The sequence below is a fragment of the Streptomyces sp. W16 genome (assembly GCF_033194735.1).
Classification (GTDB): Bacteria; Actinomycetota; Actinomycetes; order Streptomycetales; family Streptomycetaceae; genus Streptomyces.
On the sequence record NZ_JAWOAI010000044.1, the window covers coordinates 1 to 24,131 of the forward strand.

16 protein-coding genes and 1 pseudogene are annotated in these 24,131 nt (G+C 67.9%); 3 read left to right on the forward strand and 14 right to left on the reverse strand.

Features of this window, described 5'->3' with window-relative positions; genetic code table 11:
• The 11 genes from R6V09_RS08650 to ngcE all read right to left on the reverse strand — a co-directional run.
• A partial coding sequence (locus R6V09_RS08650; protein ID WP_317880762.1) for an FxsB family cyclophane-forming radical SAM/SPASM peptide maturase occupies positions 1–1,213 on the reverse strand: 1,213 nt, incomplete at its 3' end.
• Between the two features lie 21 nt (positions 1,214–1,234).
• On the reverse strand, positions 1,235–1,435 hold the full coding sequence (locus R6V09_RS08655) for a hypothetical protein (RefSeq protein WP_317880763.1): 201 nt from the start codon (positions 1,433–1,435) through the stop codon (positions 1,235–1,237).
• Between the two features lie 264 nt (positions 1,436–1,699).
• A complete protein-coding gene (locus tag R6V09_RS08660; RefSeq protein WP_317880764.1) occupies positions 1,700–3,223 on the reverse strand; it encodes an amino acid permease in 1,524 nt (507 codons plus the stop codon).
• 148 nt (positions 3,224–3,371) lie between these two features.
• Positions 3,372–5,300 (reverse strand): 1-deoxy-D-xylulose-5-phosphate synthase, encoded by a 1,929-nt coding sequence (gene dxs / locus R6V09_RS08665; protein ID WP_317880765.1) that lies wholly within the window; start codon positions 5,298–5,300, stop codon positions 3,372–3,374.
• A 194-nt stretch (positions 5,301–5,494) separates the two neighbouring features.
• Positions 5,495–6,814, reverse strand: coding sequence for a sugar ABC transporter permease (locus R6V09_RS08670; RefSeq protein WP_317880766.1), 1,320 nt, complete (start codon positions 6,812–6,814; stop codon positions 5,495–5,497).
• Positions 6,811–7,599: an ATP-binding cassette domain-containing protein gene (locus R6V09_RS08675; RefSeq protein ID WP_317880767.1), complete on the reverse strand. Its 789-nt coding sequence runs from the start codon at positions 7,597–7,599 to the stop codon at positions 6,811–6,813. Before R6V09_RS08675 ends, R6V09_RS08670 begins: the two co-directional genes overlap by 4 nt.
• A 209-nt stretch (positions 7,600–7,808) precedes the next feature.
• Positions 7,809–8,906 carry a sugar ABC transporter substrate-binding protein gene (locus tag R6V09_RS08680; RefSeq protein WP_317880780.1) on the reverse strand — a complete coding sequence of 366 codons (1,098 nt, stop codon included), beginning with the start codon at positions 8,904–8,906 and terminating at the stop codon, positions 7,809–7,811.
• Positions 8,907–9,039: 133 nt separating this feature from the next.
• Positions 9,040–10,239: an ROK family transcriptional regulator gene (locus R6V09_RS08685; RefSeq protein WP_200710890.1), complete on the reverse strand. Its 1,200-nt coding sequence runs from the start codon at positions 10,237–10,239 to the stop codon at positions 9,040–9,042.
• A 182-nt stretch (positions 10,240–10,421) separates the two neighbouring features.
• Positions 10,422–11,348 (reverse strand): carbohydrate ABC transporter permease, encoded by a 927-nt coding sequence (locus R6V09_RS08690; RefSeq protein WP_317880768.1) that lies wholly within the window; start codon positions 11,346–11,348, stop codon positions 10,422–10,424.
• 4 nt (positions 11,349–11,352) lie between these two features.
• On the reverse strand, positions 11,353–12,279 hold the full coding sequence (locus R6V09_RS08695; protein WP_317880769.1) for a carbohydrate ABC transporter permease: 927 nt from the start codon (positions 12,277–12,279) through the stop codon (positions 11,353–11,355).
• Between the two features lie 49 nt (positions 12,280–12,328).
• Positions 12,329–13,795 (reverse strand): N-acetylglucosamine/diacetylchitobiose ABC transporter substrate-binding protein, encoded by a 1,467-nt coding sequence (ngcE, locus tag R6V09_RS08700; protein WP_317880770.1) that lies wholly within the window; start codon positions 13,793–13,795, stop codon positions 12,329–12,331.
• Positions 13,796–14,135: 340 nt separating this feature from the next.
• Here ngcE and R6V09_RS08705 point away from each other — a divergent pair, with 340 nt between their 5' ends.
• Entirely contained in the window at positions 14,136–17,927 is a 3,792-nt protein-coding gene (locus tag R6V09_RS08705; RefSeq protein ID WP_317880771.1) for a GH92 family glycosyl hydrolase, read from the forward strand.
• Positions 17,928–17,934: 7 nt separating this feature from the next.
• Here the strand turns inward: R6V09_RS08705 and R6V09_RS08710 are convergent, their stop codons facing one another.
• From R6V09_RS08710 to R6V09_RS08720, 3 genes and pseudogenes are all read right to left on the reverse strand, one after another.
• Complete coding sequence (locus R6V09_RS08710; protein WP_317880772.1) at positions 17,935–18,309, reverse strand: hypothetical protein; 375 nt, start codon at positions 18,307–18,309, stop codon at positions 17,935–17,937.
• A gap of 67 nt (positions 18,310–18,376) precedes the next feature.
• Entirely contained in the window at positions 18,377–21,649 is a 3,273-nt protein-coding gene (locus R6V09_RS08715) for a GH92 family glycosyl hydrolase (protein ID WP_317880773.1), read from the reverse strand.
• Positions 21,650–21,973: 324 nt separating this feature from the next.
• Positions 21,974–22,177 (reverse strand): annotated as a pseudogene (locus R6V09_RS08720) (cellulose binding domain-containing protein); the annotation flags it as partial.
• Between the two features lie 448 nt (positions 22,178–22,625).
• Here R6V09_RS08720 and R6V09_RS08725 point away from each other — a divergent pair.
• Both R6V09_RS08725 and R6V09_RS08730 read left to right on the forward strand, forming a co-directional pair.
• A complete protein-coding gene (locus tag R6V09_RS08725) occupies positions 22,626–23,033 on the forward strand; it encodes a hypothetical protein (RefSeq protein WP_317880774.1) in 408 nt (135 codons plus the stop codon).
• 355 nt (positions 23,034–23,388) lie between these two features.
• Positions 23,389–23,949 carry a hypothetical protein gene (locus R6V09_RS08730; RefSeq protein WP_317880775.1) on the forward strand — a complete coding sequence of 187 codons (561 nt, stop codon included), beginning with the start codon at positions 23,389–23,391 and terminating at the stop codon, positions 23,947–23,949.
• Positions 23,950–24,131: the final 182 nt, after the last annotated feature.

Consider the following 24,131-nt stretch of genomic DNA (forward strand, 5'->3'; position numbering starts at 1 on the left):
TGGCCTCGGCGGCGGCGAGGGCACGCAGCGCGTCGGCGTCCCCTTCGCCCGCAGCGAGGGAGTCGAAGCCGTGCGCGGGCAGCGTGTGCGGGAGGCTCACCGGCTGCGGGCGCGGGGTCCGCAGGACGTGTCCGATCAGCCGGAAGAGGTCTTCGCAGTAGACCGAGGGGTTGTCGAAGCCGTTGTCGGCCCGGTGGCGATGGCCGTACAGACCGCCCCCGCAGATCCGCACCACGGGGCAGTCGCGGCACTGCCGGCTCAGCGCGTCCGCTCCCCCGTGCTGGGCCAGGAAGCCGGGGTGGGCGGCAGCCTCGTCGAAGCTGTGCCGCAGGACGTGGAAACCGGTGGCGGGCGCGCCGTCCCGCACCGTCTTGAGCCAGTCGGCCTGCTCGATCTCCCCGTCGGTCTCGACGACGACCAGGTCGGGGCTGCCGAGGCCGAGCGCCTCGGTGAAGGACTCCTGGCCGTCCCGCCCGGCCTCGATCGAGTCGAAGACGCGGACCGGGAAGGGTCTGCCGTCGGCGAGCCAGCGGTCGTAGACGGCGATCAGCCAGCGCGCGTGGGCGGCGTCGCCGCGCGGCGGGTGGTCCCAAGTGGCGTGCGGCAGAAGGAAGTCCACGCGCGGCGGGTCGAGCGCGGCCAGTGCCGCGTACACGGCGAGCGGCTCGTTCGCCGTGTCGATGGTGCACAGCAGGCCGGCGAAGGCACTGCGGTAGGGGGCGGAGCCGAGGAGCCGTACCGCGCGGACCACGGCGTCGTAGGACCCGGTGCCGTTGGCCCGCTTGCGATGACGGTCGTTCGAGGCTCGGTCGCCGTCGAGGGAGACGCCGGTGCTGATCCCTTCGCGGACCAGCATGCGGCACAGGTCGTCGTCGAGCCGGAGGCCGTTGGTCTGCATGCGCAGGTCGAGTTCGCACACCCCGTCCAGCGCGGTACGCAGGTTCCGGGCGATGCGGGCGAGTCGCTCGCGGCCGGCGAGCAGGGGCTCTCCGCCGTGCAGGATCACGTGCACGCGCGGGAGTTCGGGGTGGGCCCTGGCGTGATCGGCGATGCGGGTCACGACCGCCTTCGCCACCTCGTCCGGGATCACCCGCGGTCGACGCCGCCAACTCTGGTCGGCGTGCTCATAGATGTAGCAGTGGTCGCAGGCGAGGTCGCATCTGCTGTGCACCTTGAGGACGAACTGGCGGAACGCTCTTGTCCCGGCGGTCATCGGTCCATGGTGTCCGGGGTGTCAGACGCTGGAGTTGAAGCCGGAGTCCCGGTGCCGTCCGTTCGACAGCAGTCTGTTCAGCGTGCGCCGGTCGATCTTCCCCAGGTCGTCCAGCGAGCTGGTGCCGCAGTCGGGGATGTGCGTGGTCAACTGCGGCGGCTGCGGGGACACGGCCCGTAACGCGCTCTGAACAACACCGGATGCCTCTCCGGAATTCGTCATCGCGGTCTCCTTCGCCGGTTCGTGGAATCGCGTGTCGAACGGATTCCCACCGAGTGGAATCGCACTGAGCGGTCGGGAGGTGGCATGTCGTCACCACTCCACCCATCATCGTGGTCGTTTCCGGTCGATACAAGGGCGGCAGAGGCAGCTTACGGGTCGGCCCCGGTATGGCGACAGCCAATTCCGGTCAGGGCGGGCACGCGGTCCGGCCCCGTGGGTTCCGCCGGAGCGGGGCCCACGGGGCCGGTGGGTCAAGGCAGTTGACTACGGTGCGGTGCCGCCCGGCGACTGCGGGGCCCGGCCCGCCTCCGCCGCCTGCTGCTGTCCGAGTCGGCTGTGGGTGCGGCCGTAGAAGAAGTACACGACGAACCCGATCGCCATCCAGATGGCGAAGCGGAGCCAGGTCTCGGTGGGGAGGTTGAGCATCAGCCAGAGGGAGGCCAGGACCGAGACGATGGGGAGGGCCGGGACCAGGGGGGTGCGGAAGGAGCGGGGCAGGTCCGGGCGCTTGTTTCTGAGGATGACCACGCCGATCGCGACCACGATGAACGCGAACAGGGTGCCGATGTTGACCAGTTCGGCGAGTTCGCTGAGGCTGGTGAAGCCCGAGACGATCGCGATGACCACGCCGAGGAGGATGGTCGGGCGGTACGGGGTGCGGAAGCGCGGGTGGACGTGCGAGAAGAAGCGGGGCAGGAGTCCGTCGCGGCTCATCGCGAAGAACACGCGGGCCTGGCCGAGCAGAAGGATCATGCACACCGTCGTCAGGCCGATCGCCGCGCCGAAGCTGATCAGGCCCGCGAACCACGGGTGTCCGGTGGCCTTGAACGCGTCCGCGAGGGGTGCGTCGATCGACAGCGAGCTGTACTTCTGCATTCCGGTGACGACGATCGACACGGCGACGTAAAGGGTGGTGCAGATGATCAGTGAGCCGAGGATGCCGCGTGGTACGTCGCGCTGCGGGTTGCGGGTCTCCTCGGCGGCGGTGGCGACGACGTCGAAGCCGATGAAGGCGAAGAAGACCACGGAGGCGGCGGTGAAGATGCCCATGACGCCGAAGTTGGAGGGCGCCCAGCCGAACATCAGCTGGATCAGCGGGGCCTTGAGGTTGCCGCCCGCCTCCACCGACTGCGCCTTGGGGATGAACGGCTTGTAGTTGTCGCCCTTGATGAAGAAGGCGCCCGCGACGATCACCACGAGGACGACGGCCACCTTGATGGCGACGACGACGGAGGTGACGCGCGCGGAGAGCTTCATGCCGAGGACGAGGATCGCGGTGAGGACGAGGACGAGCGCGGCGGCGAGGATGTCGAAGCCGAAGCCGTGGGCGCCGTCCCGGCCGCTGAGCGCCTCGGGCAGCTGCCAGCCCGCGTTGTCCAGCAGCGAGTGGATGTAGCCGGACCAGCCGACCGCCACCACCGCCGTACCGAGGGCGAGTTCGAGGACCAGGTCCCAGCCGATGGTCCAGGCGGGAAGTTCACCGAGCGAGGCGTACGAGAAGGTGTACGCGGAGCCCGCCACCGGGACCGTGGACGCGAACTCGGCGTAGCAGAGCGCCGCGAGGGCACAGACGACGCCGGCCACGACGAAGGACAGGGAGACCGCCGGGCCGGCGTTGTTCTTGGCGGCAGTGCCGGTGAGGACGAAGATGCCGGTGCCGATGACGACACCGACGCCGAAGACGGTCAGGTCCAGGGCGGAGAGGGACTTCCTGAGCGCGTGCTCCGGTTCCTCGGTGTCCTGGATGGACTGTTCGACTCTCTTCGTCCGGAAGAGGGTGCTGCTCACGGGTGTACCTCCCACGCTTGGCGTCCTCGACATGATCGAGAGGGGGCGTACTGCGTATGCCCCGGCGCGAGTGGATTCACGCGAACGGGCCTCTTTCACCACTGCAAAGAGTGGCGGAAGAGGCCCGTTCAGCGGTGCCGGCCGTGCCTCAGTCGCGTGCGGACTCCACCGAGTCGACCTCCGCGGCGGGGCGGTCGAAGCGGCCGTCCAGTTTCGAGACCAGGCCGGTGACCTGGCGGGCGATGTCCGGTGCGGTGAGGCCGATCTCCGTCATCACCTCGGCGCGGGAGGCGTGGTCGAGGAAGCGCGGCGGGATGCCGAAGTCGCGCAGCGGGACGTCGACGCCCGCGTCGCGCAACGCCTGTGCGATCGACGAACCGACGCCGCCGACACGGGAGTTGTCCTCGACGGTGACGACCACCCGGTGCTGTTCGGCGAGCGGGGCCATGGCCTCGTCGACGGGCTTGACCCAGCGCGGGTCGACGACGGTGGTGGTGATGCCCTGCTTGTCGAGGAGGTCGGCGATCTCCAGGCACATCGGTGCCAGGGCGCCGACCGAGACCAGCAGGACGTCCGGTGCGTCGGTGCCGGGCACGCGCAGCACGTCCATGCCGCCGATCCGGCCCACGGCGGGGACGGCCGGGCCGACCGCGCCCTTGGAGAAGCGGACCACGGTCGGCGCGTCCTTGACCTGTACGGCCTCGCGGAGCTGGGCGCGGACCTGGTCGGCGTCGCGCGGTGCGGCGAGCCTGAGGCCCGGGACGACCTGGAGGATGGACATGTCCCACATGCCGTTGTGGGAGGCGCCGTCGGTGCCGGTGACACCCGCCCGGTCCAGGACGAAGGTCACCCCGCACTTGTGCAGGGCCACGTCCATCAGCACCTGGTCGAAGGCGCGGTTGAGGAAGGTGGCGTAGACGGCGAAGACGGGGTGCAGTCCCCCGGTGGCGAGGCCGGCCGCGGAGACGGCGGCGTGCTGCTCGGCGATGCCGACGTCGTAGATGCGGTTGGGGAAGGCGTCGGCGAACTTCTTCAGGCCGACGGGCTGGAGCATCGCGGCGGTGATCGCGACGATGTCCTCGCGCTCCTGGCCGAGGGCGACCATCTCGTCGCCGAAGACGGAGGTCCAGTCGGCGCCGGAAGCCTTGATCGGCAGGCCCGTGTCGGGGTGGATGGGGCCGATGCCGTGGAAGCGGTCGGCCTCGTCCTGGAGGGCGGGCTGGTAGCCGCGGCCCTTCTCGGTGAGGCAGTGCACGATGACCGGCCCGCCGAAGCGCTTGGCCCGCGCGAGCGCGGACTCCAGGGCGTCGATGTCGTGCCCGTCGATGGGACCGACGTACTTCAGACCCAGGTCCTCGAACATGCCCTGCGGGGCGATGAAGTCCTTCAGACCCTTCTTCGCGCCGTGCAGCGTCTCGTAGAGGGGCTTGCCGACGACCGGGGTGCGCTCCAGGAGGTCCTTGCCGCGGGCCAGGAAGCGCTCGTAGCCGTCAGTGGTCCGCAGGGTCGCCAGGTGGTTCGCGAGGCCGCCGATGGTCGGTGCGTACGACCGCTCGTTGTCGTTGACGACGATGACGAGCGGGCGGTCCTTGGCGTCGGCGATGTTGTTCAGCGCCTCCCAGGCCATACCGCCGGTCAGGGCACCGTCACCGATCACCGCGACCACGTGGTCGTCGCGTTTCAGCACCTGGTTGGCCTTGGCGAGGCCGTCGGCCCAGCCGAGGACCGTCGAGGCGTGCGAGTTCTCGATGACGTCGTGCTCGGACTCGGCCTGCGAGGGGTAGCCGGACAGGCCGCCCTTCATCTTCAGCTTGGAGAAGTCCTGGCGGCCGGTGAGCAGCTTGTGGACGTAGGACTGGTGGCCGGTGTCGAACAGCACCCGGTCCTTCGGGGACTCGAAGACGCGGTGCAGGGCGATGGTCAGCTCGACCACACCGAGGTTTGGGCCGAGGTGGCCGCCGGTCTTGGAGACGGCGTCGACGAGGAAGGTCCGGATCTCCTCGGCCAGCTGGTCCAGCTGCTCCAGGCTGAGCCGGTCCAGATCGCGCGGTCCCCTGATGCGGGTCAGCAGCGGCACCCGTGCCTCCTTGCGAGTAGAGCTGATCGAGCTGTTGCCGGGCTTGTCGAGTCTAATGTTCCGCCTTTGCGGACCGCGCCCGGGCTGTGCGTCATACGTCACGCGATCGGCTGTACCCAAGAACAGGCTTTCCTACGACATGACTGTGCCCGGCACCGCCTTCGGTACCGGGCACTGGTCGACAAGGGCGCAGGTCAGCCGCGACCGGCCGCCTTCTGGCTCTTGCGGGACACCGAGTCGATGACGACCGCGCCGAGCAGGACGCCACCCGTGATCATGTACTGGATCGACGTGTTCATGTTGAGCAGGTCGAGGCCGGTCTGGATCGACTGGATGACGAGCATGCCCAGGAGGGCGGACCAGACGGTGCCGCGACCGCCGAAGAGGCTCGTACCGCCGATGACCGCCGCCGCGATGGCCAGCATCAGGGTGTTGCCGCCGCCGGCGTTGAGCGTGGCGCTCTGGGTCTGACCGGCGAAGAACATACCGCCGACCGCCGCGAAGCCACCGGAGATGGCGAACACGGTGATACGGATCATGGACACGTTGATACCGGCACGGCGCGCGGCCTCGATGCCGCCACCGACCGCGAAGACCTTACGGCCGTACGGGGTACGGCGGAGCACGAAGTCCACGATCACCAGGGACGCGAGGAAGATCACCAGCGAGTTGGAGACACCGGACGCCGAGTTCAGCACCGCCGCGGTGACGAACGCGGCCACGGCGAGCAGAACGACCCGCAGCAAGATCTCGCTGGTGGGCCGGAAGGGCACCCCGGCGGCCTTGCGGCGGCGCTGGTCGGTGAGCGAGCCGAAGAGCAGGGACGCGGTGCCGAGGGCGGCCAGGATGTAGGCGCCCGCGATCGACTGGTCCATGAAGAACGAGCTCTGGCCGAGCAGGTGCACCGGACCCTCGTCCGGGATGTTGATGGTGCCGCTCGAACCGAGCAGCCACAGCATCAGACCGTTCCAGCCGAGGAAGCCGGCCAGGGTGACGACGAACGCCGGTACGCCGATCCTCGCGAAGAAGAAGCCGTGCAGCGCGCCGATGCCGACACCCGTGATGATCGTCAGGAGCAGCGCCAGCCAGCCGTTCATCCCGTGGTTGACCACGAAGACGGCGAACAGGGTGGACGCCAGACCGCTGACCGAGCCGACGGACAGGTCGATCTCGCCGAGCAGCAGCACGAAGACCAGGCCGATGGCGAGCATGCCGGTGGCCGACAGGTAGTAGCTGATGTTGGACAGGTTGTCCGCGCTCAGGAACCGGCTGTTCTGCAGCTGGAAGATGAGGCCGATGACGATCAGGCCGGTGACGACGGGCAGCGAGCCGAGCTCACCGCCCTTGACCTTGCGCTTGAACTCGGTGATGTAGCCCTTGAAGCCCTCTTCGCGGATCAGCAGACGCGGGTCGACGACGGTGGCGGACCCGGCCGCTGCCGTGGGGTCGTCGGCCGGGGCCGCGGCGGTCGGTTCGACCGCGTCCTTCTTCACGGTGCCTGACGTGTCACTCACTTTGCCGCCTCCGTGCTGCGCACCGCACGACGGGTCACGGCGTTGTCCGTGGCACCGGTGATCGCGGCGATGATCGTTTCCTGACTGGTGTCCTTCACCGGGAAGGAGCCGTTGTTCTTGCCCAGCCGCAGCACGTTGACGGTGTCGGCGACCGCCTTGACGTCGGCCATGTTGTGGCTGATGAGGATGACGCCGAGGTTGCGCTCGCGCAGCCGCTCGACCAGGTCGAGGACCTGCGCGGTCTGCTCGACACCGAGGGCGGCGGTGGGCTCGTCGAGGATGACGACCTTGGGGTCACCGATCAGCGCGCGGGCGATGGCGACGACCTGCCGCTGGCCACCGGAGAGGCTGGCGATCGGGATCCGCACGCTCGGGATGCGGATGGAGAGCGTGCTCAGCAGCTCGCGGGAGTTCTTCTCCATCGTGACCTCGTCGATGATGCCACGGCGAAGCAGCTCACGCCCGAGGTACAGGTTGCCGACGACGTCGAGGTTGTCGCACAGCGCGAGGTCCTGGTAGACCGTCGCGACGCCGAGTCCCTGGGCGTCGTGCGGCTTGTTGATGCTGACCGGGTTGCCCTCCCATTCGATGACTCCTTCATCGATGGGGTGCACTCCGGCGATCGTCTTCACCAGGGTGGACTTTCCTGCGCCGTTGTCGCCGACCAGTGCGACCACTTCTCCGGCGTGAACCTCCAGCTCTACGTCGGTGAGGGCCTGCACCGCACCGAATCGCTTGGAGACTCCGCGCAACGCCAGCACGGGCGTAGCGGACACTTGAACCATCTCCTTCGCCGCCTGACCGGCGGGGATGCCGCGCTTGTCAATAGCCGCGGAGGGTTGTGCCTAGGCACAGATTTACAAGATGAACATGCGCGCGGCCGATGCCAGTTGGCAACGGCTGCGTTCGCACGGGTTCCGATCGGCGCCCGCCCCACAGCGGGGTTTGAAGGTGGGGCGGACGCCGAAGGGGCTTTGTCACCGCTGGGCGGTGGTTACTCCAGACCGGCCGTCTTGCACGCCGCGGCGTACTCAGAGGTGCAGATCTGCGCGACGGTGTAGAGACCGTCCTTGATGACCGTGTCCTTGATGTTGGCCTTGGTGACCGACACCGGGACGAGCAGCTGCGAGGGCACCTTGTCGCCGGAGCCACTGGTCTGGGTGGTCGTGGCGAGCGAGGTGATGCTCTTGCCCTGCGCCAGGTCCACGGCGAGCGTGGCGGCGGCCTCGGCCTCCGGCTTGAAGGCCTTGTAGACGGTGCTGGACTGGGTACCGGCGACGATGCGCTGGATACCGGCGAGCTCCGCGTCCTGGCCCGTCAGCGGGATGCCGCTGATCTTGGCGCCCTTGAGGACGGTGGCGATGCCACCGGCCATGCCGTCGTTGGCGGAGTAGACGCCCGCGATCTTGCTGGCACCGATCTGCGTGATGGCCGCGGACATCTTCTGCCCGGCGATGGTGTCCTTCCACAGACCCGACTGCTCGTAGGCGATCTTGACCTTGCCGTCGAGGGCCTCGTGGGCGCCCTTCTTGAACATCGCGGCGTTCGGGTCGGCGTCGTCACCGTTGATCATGACGACGTTCGCCGACGGGGTGGCCTTCGAGCCCAGCGAGGCGAGGAGCGCCTCACCCTGGAGCTTGCCGACCTCGACATTGTCGAAGGAGACGTACGCGGAGACCGGGCCCTGGGCCAGACGGTCGTACGCGACGACCTTGATGCCCTTGTCGACCGCCTGCTGGATCGAGGACTTGATCGCGGCGGAGTCCTGGGCGCTGATCACGATGACCTTGACGCCCTTGGTGATCATGCTGCTGACCTGCTGGGCCTGGGTGGCCGCGCTGGCGTTGGCGTTGTTGTACTCGACGGTGCAGCCGGCGCAGAGCGCCTTGACCTTGGCCTCGAAGTACGGCTTGTCGAACTTCTCGTACCGCGTGGTGACACTGTCGGGCAGGAGCAGACCGATCTTGGCGTTGGTACCGCCCGAGGAGCTGGAGGAGCTGCTGTCGGACTTCTTGTCGTCGCCGGCCTTGCCACAGGCGGCCAGCGCGACGGCCATCGTGGTGGCGATGACAGCAACGGCGGCACGACGCATACGCGTGTTCACTTCAGAAACCTCCCTGACGAGGCCGCGTCGTTGCGGCCGAGGTGGCTGGAAGTCAACTCGGCCACGCGTGCGACGTCAAGAAGTAAATACTTAACGAGATGGCAACGGCGTCGTGCGTTCTCTAAGTGAAGACAGGTGTCGCTTGGGTCAGCGACCCGTCCAAAAGTGTCGAATCGCCCATCTCGCTGAGCGCGAGAGCGAGTGCTCCGAGCACCTCCGCACGGCCTCCAAGTGCCCCCGGGAGAACGGACAGTTGACGCGCCGCACTGGGGATCGCATAGCGGCCGACAGACTCCCTGATCGGCCCGAGCACCAGCTCACCGGCCTCGGCGAGATCGCCACCGAGGACCACTCGGCTCGGGTTCAGCAAATTGCAGAGATTGGCGACTCCACTGCCGATGTGTCGGCCGACGTCGGCGATCACCCGACGACAGCCCGGGTCTCCGTCCCGCGCCAGCCGCACGACTCCCTCCATGGTCAGGTCGGTGCCGTGGCTGGACTGGAGGAGCGGCAGCACATAGCGCGCAGCCGTGAAGGTCTCCAGGCAGCCCCGGTTTCCGCAGCGGCAGACAGGGCCGGACTCATCAAGAGTAATATGCCCGATTTCTCCCGCTGTGCCACCCGGACCCCGGTAGATCTTGCCGTTGATGACCAGTCCCGCGCCGACCCCGCTGGCGACCTTGATGTACGCCAGGTCCCTGACCCCCCTGCCGCTGCCCCAGACCAGCTCACCGAGGGCGCCCAGGTTGGCGTCGTTGTCCACGTGCACGGGTACGCCCAGACGGCTGCCCAGCTCCTCGGCGGGTCTGGTGCCGGTCCAGCCCGGGAGGATGGCGGTGGAGCCCAGGGTGCCCGATTCCACGTCGATCGGCCCGGGTACGCCGAGACCCACCCCGGCGATCTTGGAACGGTCCACTCCGGTCGCCGCGATCAGCCGGTTGACCAGCTCTTCCGCCCGGTCGAAGCCCTGGGTGGAGGAGGCGTCCACATCGACGGGTTCGGACTCCTCGGCCAGCACCTGATGGGCGAGATTCCCGACCGCGACGCGCAAATGCGTGTGCCCGAAGTCGACTCCTATGACGATGCCGGCGTCCCCGCTCAGCGACACGCTGCGGGCCCGGCGACCGCCCGCCGAGGTGGGGGTGACCTCGACCGTTCCGCCGTCCTTGAGCTCGCGCACGATGTTGGAGACCGTCGCGGCGGACAGACCCGTCGTCCTCGCGATCTCCGCCTGCGTGAGCGACCCGGCCAGCCGCACCGCTCGCACGACCCGCTCTAGATTCGCTCGGTGCAGCGACGACTGCGACCCCGGAGTCTCCACGACGACCTCCTGCGCGCGGGACCGCATCGATGAGGCCCCGTCTATGTCCAACTAGTGAACTCTAAGCTGAGCCGTTCGGGTCGCCTCCCGTCAAGAGGTTGAACCGCATCCGGGTAGTTGCACACATGCGTGTAGGCCGCTCCAGAGGCCTGGAGCGGCACGCACGAGCCCCTAGCGGGGCGCTACTTGAGAGCTCCCGCCGTCAGACCCTGCACCACCTGACGCTGGAAGACGATGTATGCACCAAGTACTGGCAGCATCGCCATGACCAGACCGGCGAAGAGACCGGACCAGTCGCCCTTGTAGCCCTGGCTGGCGGCGAGCTGCACCAGGCCCTGGGTGAGGACCCGCTTGTCCGGGTCGGTGTTCAGGACCGTCGGCAGCATGTACTGGTTCCACTGCCCCAGGAAGTTGAAGATCCCCACGCTGATCAGGCCGGGCTTGGCCATCGGCAGCATGATCTGGAAGAACGTCCGGGTGTGCGAGGCCCCGTCCACGAACGCCGCCTCCGCCACCGAGGTGGGCAGCGTGCGGAAGAACGCGGTCAGGAAAAAGACCGTGAACGGCAGCGAGTAGGCGATGTAGACCAGGATCAGCCCGTGGATCGTGTTGAGCAGCCCCATGTTGTTGACGACGTAGAACAGCGGGACCAGGGCCAGCATGATCGGGAAGCTCATGCCGCCGATGAACAGGAAATAGATGAAGCGGTTGCCCGGGAAGTCGAACCGGGCGAGCACGTACGCGGCCATCGAACCGAGCACCAGCGTGCCGATGAGTGAACCACCCACCACCAGAATGGTGTTGAAGAAGTAGTCGCTCATGTTGGCGTCGGTCCAGGCGCGCGCCCAGTTGTCGAAGTGCAGTTTGTCCGGCAGTGCCCAGGGCGAGCTGAAGATCGCGTTGTCGCTCTTGAAGGACGTCATCACCGCCCAAAGCAGCGGCAGGACGACCATGAACGCCCACAGGATGAGCATGCCGTGCGAGAAGACGTTGAGGACTCTGCCCTCTTTCTTCTTCCGCTTCGGCGGGTCTCCGGCGGAGGTGCCGACCTTGGCGACGGGGACACCGGACTCGGCCGGCACGGGGGCGGGGGTCTCAGTCGTCTTCATGTGATCAGAACTCCAGCCGCTCACGGCGGCCCAGTCGCATCACGATCGCCGCGAAGGCCAGCGTGACGACGAGCAGGGCGACGCCGATGGTGGTCGCGTAGGCGGCCTGTCCGTCTCGGAACGCCTTCTGGTACACGTACAGGACCATGACGGTGGTCGAGTAGTCGGGACCGCCCGGTCCGGTCGTCATGATCTGTACGACCGCGAACGACTCGGCGCCCAGCGCCAGGATGCCCATGTAGACCCAGCCGGACATCACGGTGTCCCACAGCAGCGGCAGGGTGAGGCGGAAGAACGTGGTCATCCGGTTGGCGCCGTCGAGCAGCGCCGCCTCGTACAACTCCGCCGGAATGGACGCCATACCCGCGGAGAAGAGGACCACGAAGAAGCCGACCGTGGACCAGACGAGGACCGCCATCACACACCACAGGGCGAGGCTCGGATCGCCGAGCCACAACGGCTGGATGCTGCCGAGTCCGATCCCGCGCAGGAAGGAGTTGATCGCGCCGCTGTCCGGGTTGTACGCGAAGGCGAACAACAGGGAGACGATCGCGATCGAGAGGACCTGCGGGAAGAAATAGACGATCTTGTAGAAGGAGGAGCCGCGGACGCCCGAGACGACCGGGCCCCCCGTCCGGCGCCGACCGCCCACATTGATCATGAAAGCGAAGAACAGCGCCAGACTGATCGTCACCAGCGGCAGCACCAACGCGAACAGGAGACTGTGCTGCAACGATTTCCAGAAGATCTCGTCGTGGAACATTCTCTTGTAGTTGTCGAAGCCGACCATTTTGAATTCCGGGCTCAGCCCCGTCCAGTCCGTGAACGAATAGTAGATGGACTGGATGAAGGGCCATACGACGAAAAGCACGTACAGCCCGAGGGGAACGGTCAGGAACCCCACGATGAACCGGTACTTGCCGTGCTGCATTGCTACCGACCCCGATCTCTGGGCGGGCGCCGCCGCTGGTGACGGATCCTCAACTGTGCTTGTAGTGCTTGATCGACGTGTCCTTGGCCGCCGCGTCGGCGAAGCCCTGGATCTTCTTGATGGTCTCGGCCGGAGTGGCCCGCCCGGCCATCATCTCGCCGAGACCCGCCACACCGATCTGCTCCTTCTGCAACTGCACGTACCAGTCCTGCAGTCGCGGGTTGAGCACGTTGTCGCCGGCCAGCTTCAGCGCCGCCACACCGGAGGTGAGGCCCGGCGTGAGGGTGATCCCGTCGGTGCCGCCGTTGTACGCGGTCAGTGACTTCACCTTGCTGGTGAAGTTCTTCGAGGAGGCCTCGCTGAGCATGATGCGCAGCTGCTCCATTCCGCCCGCCGCGTTGGCCGCCTTGGCCGGGACGATGAAGGGTTCACCGCCGGACGCCCAGATGGTGCCGAAGGGCATCTTGTCGGAGCTGTCGATGCCGGTCGGCGCGGAGACGGCGAGGTTGAAGTCCTTGGGGATGACGTTGGCGGACTCGTTCTCCACCCAGGAGCCGTTCGGGATGAACAGCGCCTTGCCCTGGGCCCACGCGGTCTGCGACTGGATGTGGTCGATGCCGGGCGTGCCCTTGAGGATGTAGCCCTTCTTGAAGAGCTCGTAGTAGGCGTCGAAGCAGGCCTTGACGGCCGGGTGCTTCCAGGCGTTCGGCTCCAGGTTGTCGATCGCGTCGAGGACCTCACGACCGCCGACCTTGCCGATCATCGGGTAGAGCGAGAAGGGGAGGTAGTACGGGTACTTGCCCGCGTACGTCCAGCCCGCCATGCCCTTCTTCTTGGCCTTGGCGCAGACCGCGAGCATCTGGTCCCAGGTCTCGGGGTACTTCTCGTCGAGCGAGTCCAGGGCCTTCTGCGAGTACCAGACGCCGTACACCGTGTAGGCGTAGTACATGATCCAGACCGGGTCGCCGTCGAGCTGGCCCATCTCAAGGATGCCGGGCCGCAGGGTGTCGCGGACCTTCTTCGACGGGTCGTCGTAGGAGGGCGCGTCCATCAGCGGGGTGAGGTCGGTGAGCTGCTTCTTGCTCGCGAGGACGCCCATGTCCATCTGCTCGGCACCGGAGTTGTCGATCAGGTCCGGCGGGGTGCCCTGGTTGAAGCGGGGCTGGAGTGTCGACTGGATCTTCTGCGTGGCGGAGAACTTCACCTTCGCCTTGGGGAAGTCCTTCTCGTAGATCTTGACGGCGTCCTGGGCGTACTCCTTCCCGAAGCCGCCGTCGAAGAGCACGAACTCCATCTGCGCGGTGGCGTTCACCGCGAGCGGGTTCTTGGCGGTCTTCGTGCCCGCCGTGGCCTTCTTGTCCGAGCCGCTGTCGCTGCTCGCACAGGCCGAGAGGAAGCTCATCGCGGGAACGGAGATCAGACCGAGTGCGGCCGACCTCTTGATCAGATCTCGGCGGCCGACACCCTGTGCGCCGGTGCTGCCGGAAAAATTGTTCTCGGCGGAAGTGGATCCCATGCTCAAGTCCTCGCCTTCTCCAGGACTCAGGCGGTGAACCGGATCCTCCCCGGCACCGCGGTCAGGTCGAGCTGGTTCGTGCAGGGGTGGAACGCCGACAGGTATAGTCCACTTCTTGCCAGCAGAGCAAGATCGAATGCAGGGTAGGTTGTCGGTCTTTTCCGAAGTGAGACCTCGCGGAAATATGAAGGCCCTGTGCGTTCGATGCCGGAGAAATCCCCGCTATTGCGCCCGAATGCCGCACTCAACACCCTTGACATCACTGGCCACTTGACTCCCTACTGTTGCCTGCGCGTCGAAATTGACAACGTTGTCCCACGTGCAGGGAGGATGCCCTCGTATGCATCACAGATGGTGGGGTTCGGCAGCCGTCTCGGTGGCCGCCGTCGCTCTGGTGGCGGGCTCGCAGGGGGCGGCCGTCGCGCTGCCCGTCAAGGCCCCCGCTCCGGCCGGGGAGTTCGCCTCCTCCTTCGAGGCGGGCGATCCGGCACCGGACTGGCTGAACACCGTGGACACCGCGCCGGACGGCTCCAAGCGGGCCTCCGGTGTCGACGGGGGATACACCAGCGGTATCCCCGGCAATGTGGACGACCACGTCACGGACCTGCGGGCCAGCGGCGAGAACACGGGTGCGGGCGAGGTGAAGGAGAACCTCGTCGACGGCGAGTCCGGCACCAAGTGGCTCACCTTCGCCCCCACGGGCTGGGTCGAGTTCGACCTCGACAAGCCACTCAAAATAGTGACGTACGCGCTGACTTCGGCCAATGACCACGACGAGCGCGACCCGCAGGACTGGACCCTCCAGGGGTCCACCGACGGCAAGGACTGGAAGACCGTCGACACCCGCTCCGGCGAGTCGTTCTCCGCGCGGTTCCAGACCAAGTCGTACGACCTCGCCGAGCCGGCCGAGTACCAGCACTTCAGGCTGGACGTGAGCAAGAACAACGGCGGCGACATCCTGCAGCTCGCCGACGTCCAGTTCTCGACCGGCGGCTCCACCGCCCCGATCCCCGAGGACATGCTCTCGCTGGTCGACCACGGCCCCAGCGGCTCCCCCACGGCCAAGGCGGGCGCCGGCTTCACCGGGACGCGGGCACTGCGGTACGCGGGCCGTCATACGGCGACGGGGCGGGCCTACTCGTACAACAAGGTCTTCGACGTGGACGTGGCCGTCGACCGCAACACCGCGCTGTCGTACAAGATCTTCCCGCAGATGGCCGACGGCGACCTGGACTACGACGCCACGAACGTCTCCGTGGACCTCGCCTTCACCGACGGCACCTATCTCAGCGACCTCGGCGCGACGGACTCGCACGGCTTCGCGCTCACCCCGCAGGGGCAGGGCGCGGCCAAGATCCTCTACGTCAACCAGTGGAACAACGTCCTCTCGCGGATCGGTTCGGTCGCGGCCGGCAAGACCGTCGACCGGATCCTGCTGGCCTACGACTCCCCCAGCGGCCCGGCGAAGTTCCGGGGCTGGCTGGACGACGTGAGCATCAAGAGCCTCGCGCCCGAGAAGCCGAAGGCGCATCTGTCCGACTACGCGCTGACCACCCGGGGCACCAACTCCAGCGGCAGTTTCTCGCGCGGCAACAACTTCCCCGCCACCGCGCTGCCGCACGGCTTCAACTTCTGGACCCCGGCGACGAATTCGTCGTCGCTCAGCTGGCTCTACGACTACTCACGCGCGAACAACGACGCCAACCTGCCGACGCTCCAGGCGCTCAGCCTGAGCCATGAGCCGAGCCCCTGGATGGGCGACCGGCAGACCTTCCAGGTGATGCCGTCGGCGGCCTCGGGCACCCCCAACACCGACCCGAACGCACGGGAGTTGGCGTTCAAGCACGAGAACGAGACCGCCCGCCCGTACTACTACGGCGTCACGTTCGAGAACGGTCTCAAGGCCGAGATGGCCCCGACCGACCACGCGGCCTCGCTGCGCTTCACCTACCCCGGCGACGACGCGAGCGTCATCTTCGACAACGTCACCGAGCAGGCGGGCCTGACCCTCGACAAGACCAACGGGACCGTCACCGGCTACTCGGACGTCAAGTCCGGGCTGTCCACGGGCGCTACCCGGCTCTTCGTCTACGGCGTGTTCGACGCGCCGGTGACGGACGGCTCCTCCAGCGGCGTCAAGGGCTATCTGAAGTTCAAGGCGGGCGCCGACCACACGGTCACCCTGCGCCTTGCCACCTCGCTGATCAGCGTCGACCAGGCGAAGGACAACCTGAGCCAGGAGATCCCGGACGGCACCTCCTTCGACACGGTCAAGGACCAGGCCCAGAAGGTGTGGGACAAACTGCTCGGCAAGGTCGAGGTGGAGGGCGCGACACCCGATCAGCTGACCACGCTGTACTCCAGCATGTACCGGCTGTACCTGTACCCCAACTCCGGCTTCGAGAAGGTCGGTTCGAAGTACCAGTACGCCTCGCCGTTCTCCCCGATGCCGAGCCAGGACACCCCGACGCACACCGGTGCGAAGATCGTCGACGGCAAGGTGTACGTCAACAACGGCTTCTGGGACACGTATCGGACCACCTGGCCCGCGTATTCACTCCTGACACCCAGTCAGGCGGGTGAGATGGTCGACGGGTTCGTGCAGCAGTACAAGGACGGCGGCTGGACCTCGCGCTGGTCCTCCCCCGGCTACGCGGACCTGATGACCGGCACCTCCTCGGACGTCGCGTTCGCGGACGCGTACGTCAAGGGCGTGAAGTTCGACGCCAAGTCGGCCTACGACGCGGCCGTGAAGAACGCCACCGTCGTCCCGCCCTCGTCGGGTGTGGGCCGCAAGGGCATGACCACCTCGCCCTTCCTCGGCTACACCAGCACCGACACCAACGAGGGCTTCTCCTGGGCCATGGAGGGCTACAACAACGACTACGGCATCGCCGAGATGGGCCAGGCCCTCTACGAGAAGACCGGGGAGAAGCGCTACAAGGAGGAGTCGGAGTACTTCCTCAACCGGGCCCAGGACTACGTGAACCTCTTCGACAAGCAGGCCGGGTTCTTCCAGGGCAAGGACGCCAAGGGCAACTGGCGCGTGGATTCCGCGAGTTACGACCCCAAGATCTGGGGTTACGACTACACGGAGACCGACGGCTGGGGCTACGCCTTCACCGCCCCGCAGGACAGCCGCGGCCTCGCCAACCTCTACGGCGGCCAGAAGGCCCTCGGCGACAAGCTCGACGAGTACTTCGCCACCCCGGAGAAGGCCTCGTCCGCCACCGTCGGCTCCTATGGCGGTGTCATCCACGAGATGACCGAGGCACGGGACGTCCGCATGGGCCAGTACGGCCACTCCAACCAGGTCGCCCACCACGTCACTTACATGTACGACGCGGCCGGCGAGCCCTGGAAGGCGCAGAAGGACGTGCGTGAGGTGCTGTCGCGCCTCTACACCGGCAGCGAGATCGGGCAGGGCTACCACGGCGACGAGGACAACGGCGAGCAGTCGGCCTGGTACCTCTTCTCCGCGCTCGGCTTCTACCCGCTGGTGATGGGCAGCGGCGAATACACCATCGGCTCCCCGCTGTTCACCAAGGCGACCGTCCACCTGGAGAACGGCAAGGACCTGGTCGTCAAGGCGCCGAAGAACAGCACGAAGAACGTCTACGTCCAGAGCCTGAAGGTCAACGGCAAGCCCTGGACGTCGACTTCGCTCCCGCACTCGCTGCTGGAGAAGGGCGGAGTGCTGGACTTCTCCATGGGCTCCAAGCCCTCGGCGTGGGGCAGCGGCAAGAACGCGGCGCCGGTGTCGATCACCAAGAACGACAAGGTGCCGACGCCCCGGTCCGACCAACTCGCGGGTGTCGGGACCCTGTTCGACAACACGTCGGCCACGGAGGCGACGGTGACCTCGGTGGACCTGCCGGTCACGAAGGCCACCAAGGGCATCCAGTACACGCTGACGTCGTCGAAGGACCACACACAGGCACCGACCGGCTGGACCCTTCGGGGCTCGACCGACGGCACCTCGTGGAAGACGCTCGACAAGCGCTCCGGCGAGTCCTTCACCTGGGACAGGCAGACACGCGTCTTCTCGGTCAAGTCACCTGGCTCGTACGCGCATTACCGCCTGGTGCTGGACAGTTCCTCGACGCTCGCGGAGGTGGAGTTGCTGGCCTGAGAGCCGGTCACGGCACGGGGAGGCGGGGCAGCAGTTTCCGCAACGCCTCCGCGTGCTGGTGGACCCGTCTGAGCACGCCTCTTCTGGTCGACGCGAAGACGGGGACGTCCTGGGCCGGGCCGCACGCGGCGGCCTTGTACAGGTCGTCCAGCCAAGCCCCGCTCCCCCTGGTGCCGTCCGGCGCCAGGGGGATCAGTCGTGTCAGGACCTCCGATTCGGCGCCGCCCAGGAACCAGACGCGCACCATCAGGTCGGCGCGCAGATAGCGCAGGCCGCCGTCTATGTCCTCCGGCGGCGCGAAGCCCTCGCCCTCCACCAGGAAAGCGAAGGCCGAACGCGCTTCGGCCCGGAACTCCTCGGGCAGCTGCGGCCGTTTAACCATCTGGGGATGCTCGCACGCGGCGGTGTGCCCCCGCCACCGGAACGGACGAGGGCACACATTGTGGACGTCAGTTCACCGCAAGGGTGAACACATGGAGATCCGGGTCGTCCGGAAGTGTCACGCTCTTGATGGTCTTGCCCGTGGGTGCCGCGAACGGCTTGGTGGCGAACACATAGGTGACGACCGGGTCCTTGTCCGCACCCGCGACGTTGCGGTAGGCGGTCCGGGCGACGACCTCGTTGCCGTACTGCACGGTGCCGCCGCCCCCGCCGACCGTCCAGTCCGTGAAGGACAGGTCGATCACGTCGGTGCTGCCGTCGGTGTAGGTGACGGTCGCCTTGGTCTGCTGGTTGCCGTTGACCGCGCTGCCGACAAAGGACAAGTTGGCCGCGGGCTGCGGGAGTTGGACGGTCTGACCGGCCGCCGAGACGTTGTCCGGGCGCCCGTTCGGCGAGTTCGGCCAGGTGAAGCCGAGCCCGTCCACCGTGCCGGTGCCGCCCGGGGTGACCCCGGCCGCGGCGAGGGCCTGGAGGGAGTAGCTCCAGCCGCCTCCGTCGTAGTCCGCCTCGTCGTGCTCGCCGGTGTCGTCGGAGACGCCGGTGTTGTTGTAGGCGGCGAGGAGAGTGCCGGGCGCCGCGACCGTGAGGGACACCGGCTGCTCGTACGACGTGTCGCCCGAGGTGACGGTGACCTTCACGTCGTAGAAGCCCTGCTTGACGTCCGTGGCGGCCGTGAGGGTGATGTCCTGGGAGCCGTCGACGACCGTTCCCTGGGCGGGAGTCGCCGTGACTCCGGCGGGCGTCTCGACGCTGTAGCGGACCTCGGGGCCGGTGCCGCCGCTCAGGGAGAGGGCCTTGATGTTGACCTTGGTGCTGTCGCCGGGCGCGAGCGTCGCGGCGGTCGGGCCGACGCCGATCTGGTACGGCTGTTCGCCGGTCCGGAAGGACGGCGGGGCGTCGGCGGGGGCGCTGCCCCAGGTGCGGTTCGGGGTGGTGGAGAGGGTGTAGTCGAGGGTGCCGCCGTTCTTGACGATCGAGGAGGAGAGCCAAGGGCGGTCGCTGGCAGTGCCGTTGACCTTCAGGGACTGGATGTACGGGGCGTCGGTCGCGGCGCCCTTCGCGTGGATGGAGATGTCGTTGCCGTGCGGGCGCTTGATCTCGATGCGCTCGAACAGCGGGGAGGCGAGGGTGAGTTCGGCGCGGGAGGGGACCTGGGGGTACATGCCGAGCGCGGAGAAGACGTACCAGGACGACATCTCGCCGAGGTCGTCGTTGCCGGGGATGCCGGCGGGGTCGGTCGTCCAGAGCTGCTTCATGGCCGCCCTGACCGTCTCCTGGGTCTTGTAGGGCGCGCCCGCGTAGTCGTAGAGGTAGGGGACGTTGACGGACGGCTCGTTGTCGAGCTCCGACTTGTCGCCGCCGCTGCCCGTGAAGGACCAACTCCCGTCCGCCTCATGAAAGAAGGAGTCGAGGCGGGCCAGCGCCTTGTCCGTGCCGCCCATCGCCGCGAAGAGGCCCGCCGGGTTGTGCTGGACCATCCACGTGTACTGGGCGGCCGTGCCCTCCACGAAGCCGTTGCCGGTGCCCGGGGTGAAGCCGGTGACCCAACTGCCGTCCGCCTTGCGGTTGGCGATGTAGCCGCCGGTGGGGTCGGCGGCGATGTTGAAGTTGTTCTGCCACCACTGGGCGCGCTTGGCGAAGTCGGCCGCCGTGCTCTTCTTCCCTGCCGCCGTGGCGAGTTGGGAGAGCGCGAAGTCCGCCGTGGACATCTCCAGGGTCTCGGCGGCGCCGCCCCAGGCGTTGGAGACGGACGGCATGTAGTGCAGGTTCAAGTACTTGTCGAGGGACGGGCGTTGGCCCACCGACAGCACCGGCTTGCCCGAGGAGGAGAGGTCCTGCGCGGTCGGTACGGTCGCCGCCTGGACGAGGGAGGCGAGGGCCCCCTTCAGGTCGAAGTCCGTGCCGCCGAAGGCGCGAATGCCGGCCAGGGCGGTGGGCGAGGGGTCGCCGTTCATGACGTGCGTGCCACTCGCGCCGTGCAGCCAGCGGTCCCACACCCCGCCGTTCTGCTGGGCGAGTTCGTAGAGGGACTGCGCGATGTCCGAGCCGGTGCGGGGGCTGAGCAGGGTGAGCAGTTGGACCTGCGACCGGTAGATGTCCCAGCCGGAGAAGGTGCCGTACTGCGCTTGATGCCCCCGGCTGACCTTGTGCACCTTGCCGTCGCTGCCTGTGTATCTGCGGTCGGCGTCGCTGATGACGTTCGGGTGCAGGAGGGAGTGGTAGAGCGCGGTGTAGAAGGTGGTGCGTTCGGTGTCGGTGCCGCCGCCCACCTTGATCGCGCTGAGCTGGTCGCGCCAGGCTCGGTGGGCGGCGTCCTCGACCGCGTCGAAGGAGCGCTTCGGCGGGTTCTCCGCCGCGAGGTTGGCCTCGGCGCCGGCCTGACTGACGTACGAGACACCGACCTTGACGCCGACCGGGCCGGTGCCGGGCTCGAACTCGACGTAGCCGCCCGCGCCCTTGCCCGCGACGGGCCGCCCGCCGGTGGCGAACCCGCCCGTGCCGCCGGTCGCACTCGTCGAACCCGGGGTCAGCTTGTCGTCCTGCCAGGTACCGGTGGTCTTGAAGGCGCGGTCGAAGGTGGCGGTGAAGTAGAGGGTGTAGTAGGCGCGTTGGCCCTCGGGGTCGAGGTAGCCGCAGAAGTTGCCGGAGGTGACCGAGCCGGAGACCGTGCGGGTCGCCGGGTCGATGGTGACCGACGAATCGGTGGAGCCCACCTCGGAGTTGGCGGTGCGGATCAGCAGTGAGGCGGGCTTGTCGGCCGGGTAGGTGAAGCGGCCGGAGCCGGTACGGGCCGTCGCGGTGAGGTCGGCGGTGACGCCGGAGGCGAGACCGACCTTGTAGTGGCCGGGTTCGGCGGTCTCGGCGGTGTGGGCGAAGTCGGAGGCGTAGACGGCGTCCTTGGTGTCGCTCGCCGGGGACGAGGTGACCTCACCGGCGTACGGGAAGAACGGGATGTCGCCGCTGCCGCCCGCGCAGCCCGTGCCGGACATGTGGGTGAGGCTGAAGCCGCGGATGCGGGTGGCGTCGTACTGGTAGCCGCCTGGCGCTGCCGTGCTCGTCGCGCTGCCTCTGGTGTTCTCCGGGCTCCAGGAGAGCATGCCGAAGGGCACGACGGCGCCCGGGAAGACATTGCCGCCGTTCTTGGTGCCGATCAGCGGATCGACGTAGGCGCTGGGGTCCTTGACGAGTTGTGGCGGGGCGGCAGTTGCCGCCAGGGCGGGGGTGGCGCCGCCGAGCGCGAGCGCGGCGGCGAGCATTAGGGACATGGGACGGAAACGCATGACGCGGCCCCTCCTCCTTCGGACGGGTCGCGCACCACAGGTCGCACAAGCCGCAGGGACAGTAACGTGCGCCACCCGTACCACGGAAGAGCGCGTGTGCCGGCGAGGGCGCGCGGGGCACCCACTCGGACGGCGTCCGCAGGCCAACTGGCTTGACATCGTTGTCCGTTGGCGCGGTAGAGTCGTATGCAGACCATTTGACAACGTTGTCGCATCGCAGTGTCGCCCCAAGCCACGCACCACCCGGGTGGGCTCACCCCCATCGCCCATCCGGCTCGCGGACCCGGTGGCCCCCCGTCCACCGGGTCCGCCCCGAGCAAGGGCTCAACCGACCTGACAGGGAAGGGTCGTTGCCGGGTCACCGCCGTCGCCGTTCACGACGTAGCCGAAGGTGGTGCTCTGCCCCGGACTCAGTGAGCCGTTCCAGTCGGCGTTGTGGACCATCACGTCCTGGCCGGTGTGGGTCGCGTCCCCGTTCCAGAGGCTCGCGACCGACTGGCCGCCGGGGAGCGTCCAGTTGACCATCCAGCAACGACCAGCGTGACTGGGCCGACAACGCGCGGGGGCGGATACACGGGGTGGGGCACCCCAACCACACCCGGCGGGTTCCGGACCGCCGGGCGGGTGGGAGCGCTCCCACCCCACTTCCTGTGAAGCTAGCGCGGACAGGGGCAGCTGTAAACGCCGCGGTACGGCTGGACCGTTTCGGGGGCGACACCGGTGTCCACCGGTGGCCCGGCCGCGGTGGCCGTCCCAGCGGCATCCCAGCGGCTGCGCGACGACGCAGGTCAAGGCGGCACCGCCGTCCCGCCCTCCCAATGCGCCCGGAGCCCCTTGGCGCCGACCCGGCCGCGGCCACAGCCTGTTGCCGCCAAGCCGTCGGCGAGTGACCACGCCGGCGGCCCGTACACGACCAACGCTCAGCACCACATCGCGGCGGGAGAAGACGCCTCGCCCCGAACACACGGGAGGAATCATGAAGAAGCGCGGTATCGCCACCCTCGTTGCCGGCCTCGCGGTCGCGGCCCTGGGGTTCACAGCCGGCACGGCCAACGCCTCGGACAACCAACCGCTCAGCGCCAGCACCACGGGTGCCTCCGTCTCGCTCACCGTCGACTGGACCGGTTCGGAATCCTTCACCCTGCGCAATGTGAAGCTCAGTGACACCTCCTGCGACGCCCACCCGGTGTTCTTCTACGTCACCGTGCCGGGCTTCCAGTTCCCGAACCACTGGAACACCAGCGGGTGCGGCACCACGACCACATGGAGCGCCTTGTCAGGCAGCTTGGACGGCGGCATCCACAGCCTCTGGGTGACGGTCTGCCGCGACACGACCTTCGACAACTGCAGCACGTCCGGCACGTCACTCAACCCCTACGACTGATCACCCGACGGCAGGCGCCGTCGACGGCCTGTGCCGGCGACCCGGTCGGCTTCCGGGCCGCCGGGTCCCGGTGAAGGACGGCCGGCGGGCGGCGGCCCACTCGGGCCAGTCCGGCCGGCCCAGAGGTGGACCGCCGACGTCACGACCGGCGAGTTCCGCGGCGTCGAACTCCTCGAAGCGCGCCCGCCGGTGCGAGAGGTCCGCCTCGGTCATCGGGAAGGTGCGTTCGGGAGCCGAGGCCTGGCAGTGAGCGATCCGACGACTCCCCGAACAGCGGGATCCTTCACGGAGTCCACCCGGAGGGCAACTGCTTTCGGCCCGACCCGTTCTGGCGGTACGCCCCTACGATCAGTGGATGATCGCAGTCGCCGTCACGGCCGCCCTGGCCTTCGCCGGGTTCGCCGCCACCTATCTCAACGGTCTGCGGTTGGCGCAGCGGCAGGAGCGGCTCGCCCGGGTCAACCGGCAACTCAGCGATTTCTACGGGCCGTTGTTCGCGCTGACGGAGGCCAACGCCCGTACGTTCGCCGCGTTCATGGAGCGGCACGCCCGGCCCGGGGGCGTCTCGCCCTTCGGCGACGAAGCGGCTCCGCCGACCGACGAGGAACTGGCCGATTGGCGGCTGTGGGTGACGACCGTGTTCCTGCCCGTCCTGCGGGAGACGCGGGATCTCGTCGTCGGGCGGGCGGATCTGCTGCGGGAGTCGGAGATGCCGTCGCTGCTGCTGGAGCTGTGTGCGCACACGGCGGGCTACGAGATCACCGTGGCGCGCTGGGCGCGGGGTGACTTCTCGGAACATCTCTCGCTGGTCGCGTTCCCGAGCGCGGAGTTGGCCGCGTACGCGCGGCGGGGCTTCGGCGAACTGAAGCGGGAACAGGCGCGGTTGCTGGGTGGCAGTGCGGCGGTGAGCAGTTGAGCGCCATGGCCGATCCCCCTGACATGCCCAGCGGGGCAAGTAGGACCTTCCTCCCCATCTCGCCACAGCAGCCCCACAGGCTTGACCCAGTTTTGGCCAAACGCGCTATGTGGTGACTGGCGTTCGGTCATGTTCACTTGTCGCGTTCACGGGGTTGGTTATTGACGTTTTCTGAGTCATGT

Excerpts from the sequence above, each read along its gene's own strand:
- R6V09_RS08655 (WP_317880763.1), bottom strand. The coding sequence starts at position 1,435 with ATGACGAATTCCGGAGAGGCATCCGGTGTTGTTCAGAGCGCGTTACGG.
- R6V09_RS08710 (WP_317880772.1), bottom strand. The coding sequence starts at position 18,309 with ATGGTTAAACGGCCGCAGCTGCCCGAGGAGTTCCGGGCCGAAGCGCGT.
- R6V09_RS08695 (WP_317880769.1), bottom strand. The coding sequence starts at position 12,279 with ATGCAGCACGGCAAGTACCGGTTCATCGTGGGGTTCCTGACCGTTCCC.
- R6V09_RS08725 (WP_317880774.1), top strand. The coding sequence starts at position 22,626 with ATGAAGAAGCGCGGTATCGCCACCCTCGTTGCCGGCCTCGCGGTCGCG.
- R6V09_RS08715 (WP_317880773.1), bottom strand. The coding sequence starts at position 21,649 with ATGCGTTTCCGTCCCATGTCCCTAATGCTCGCCGCCGCGCTCGCGCTC.
- R6V09_RS08730 (WP_317880775.1), top strand. The coding sequence starts at position 23,389 with ATGATCGCAGTCGCCGTCACGGCCGCCCTGGCCTTCGCCGGGTTCGCC.
- R6V09_RS08680 (WP_317880780.1), bottom strand. The coding sequence starts at position 8,906 with ATGCGTCGTGCCGCCGTTGCTGTCATCGCCACCACGATGGCCGTCGCG.
- R6V09_RS08705 (WP_317880771.1), top strand. The coding sequence starts at position 14,136 with ATGCATCACAGATGGTGGGGTTCGGCAGCCGTCTCGGTGGCCGCCGTC.
- ngcE (WP_317880770.1), bottom strand. The coding sequence starts at position 13,795 with ATGGGATCCACTTCCGCCGAGAACAATTTTTCCGGCAGCACCGGCGCA.
- R6V09_RS08675 (WP_317880767.1), bottom strand. The coding sequence starts at position 7,599 with ATGGTTCAAGTGTCCGCTACGCCCGTGCTGGCGTTGCGCGGAGTCTCC.
- R6V09_RS08690 (WP_317880768.1), bottom strand. The coding sequence starts at position 11,348 with ATGAAGACGACTGAGACCCCCGCCCCCGTGCCGGCCGAGTCCGGTGTC.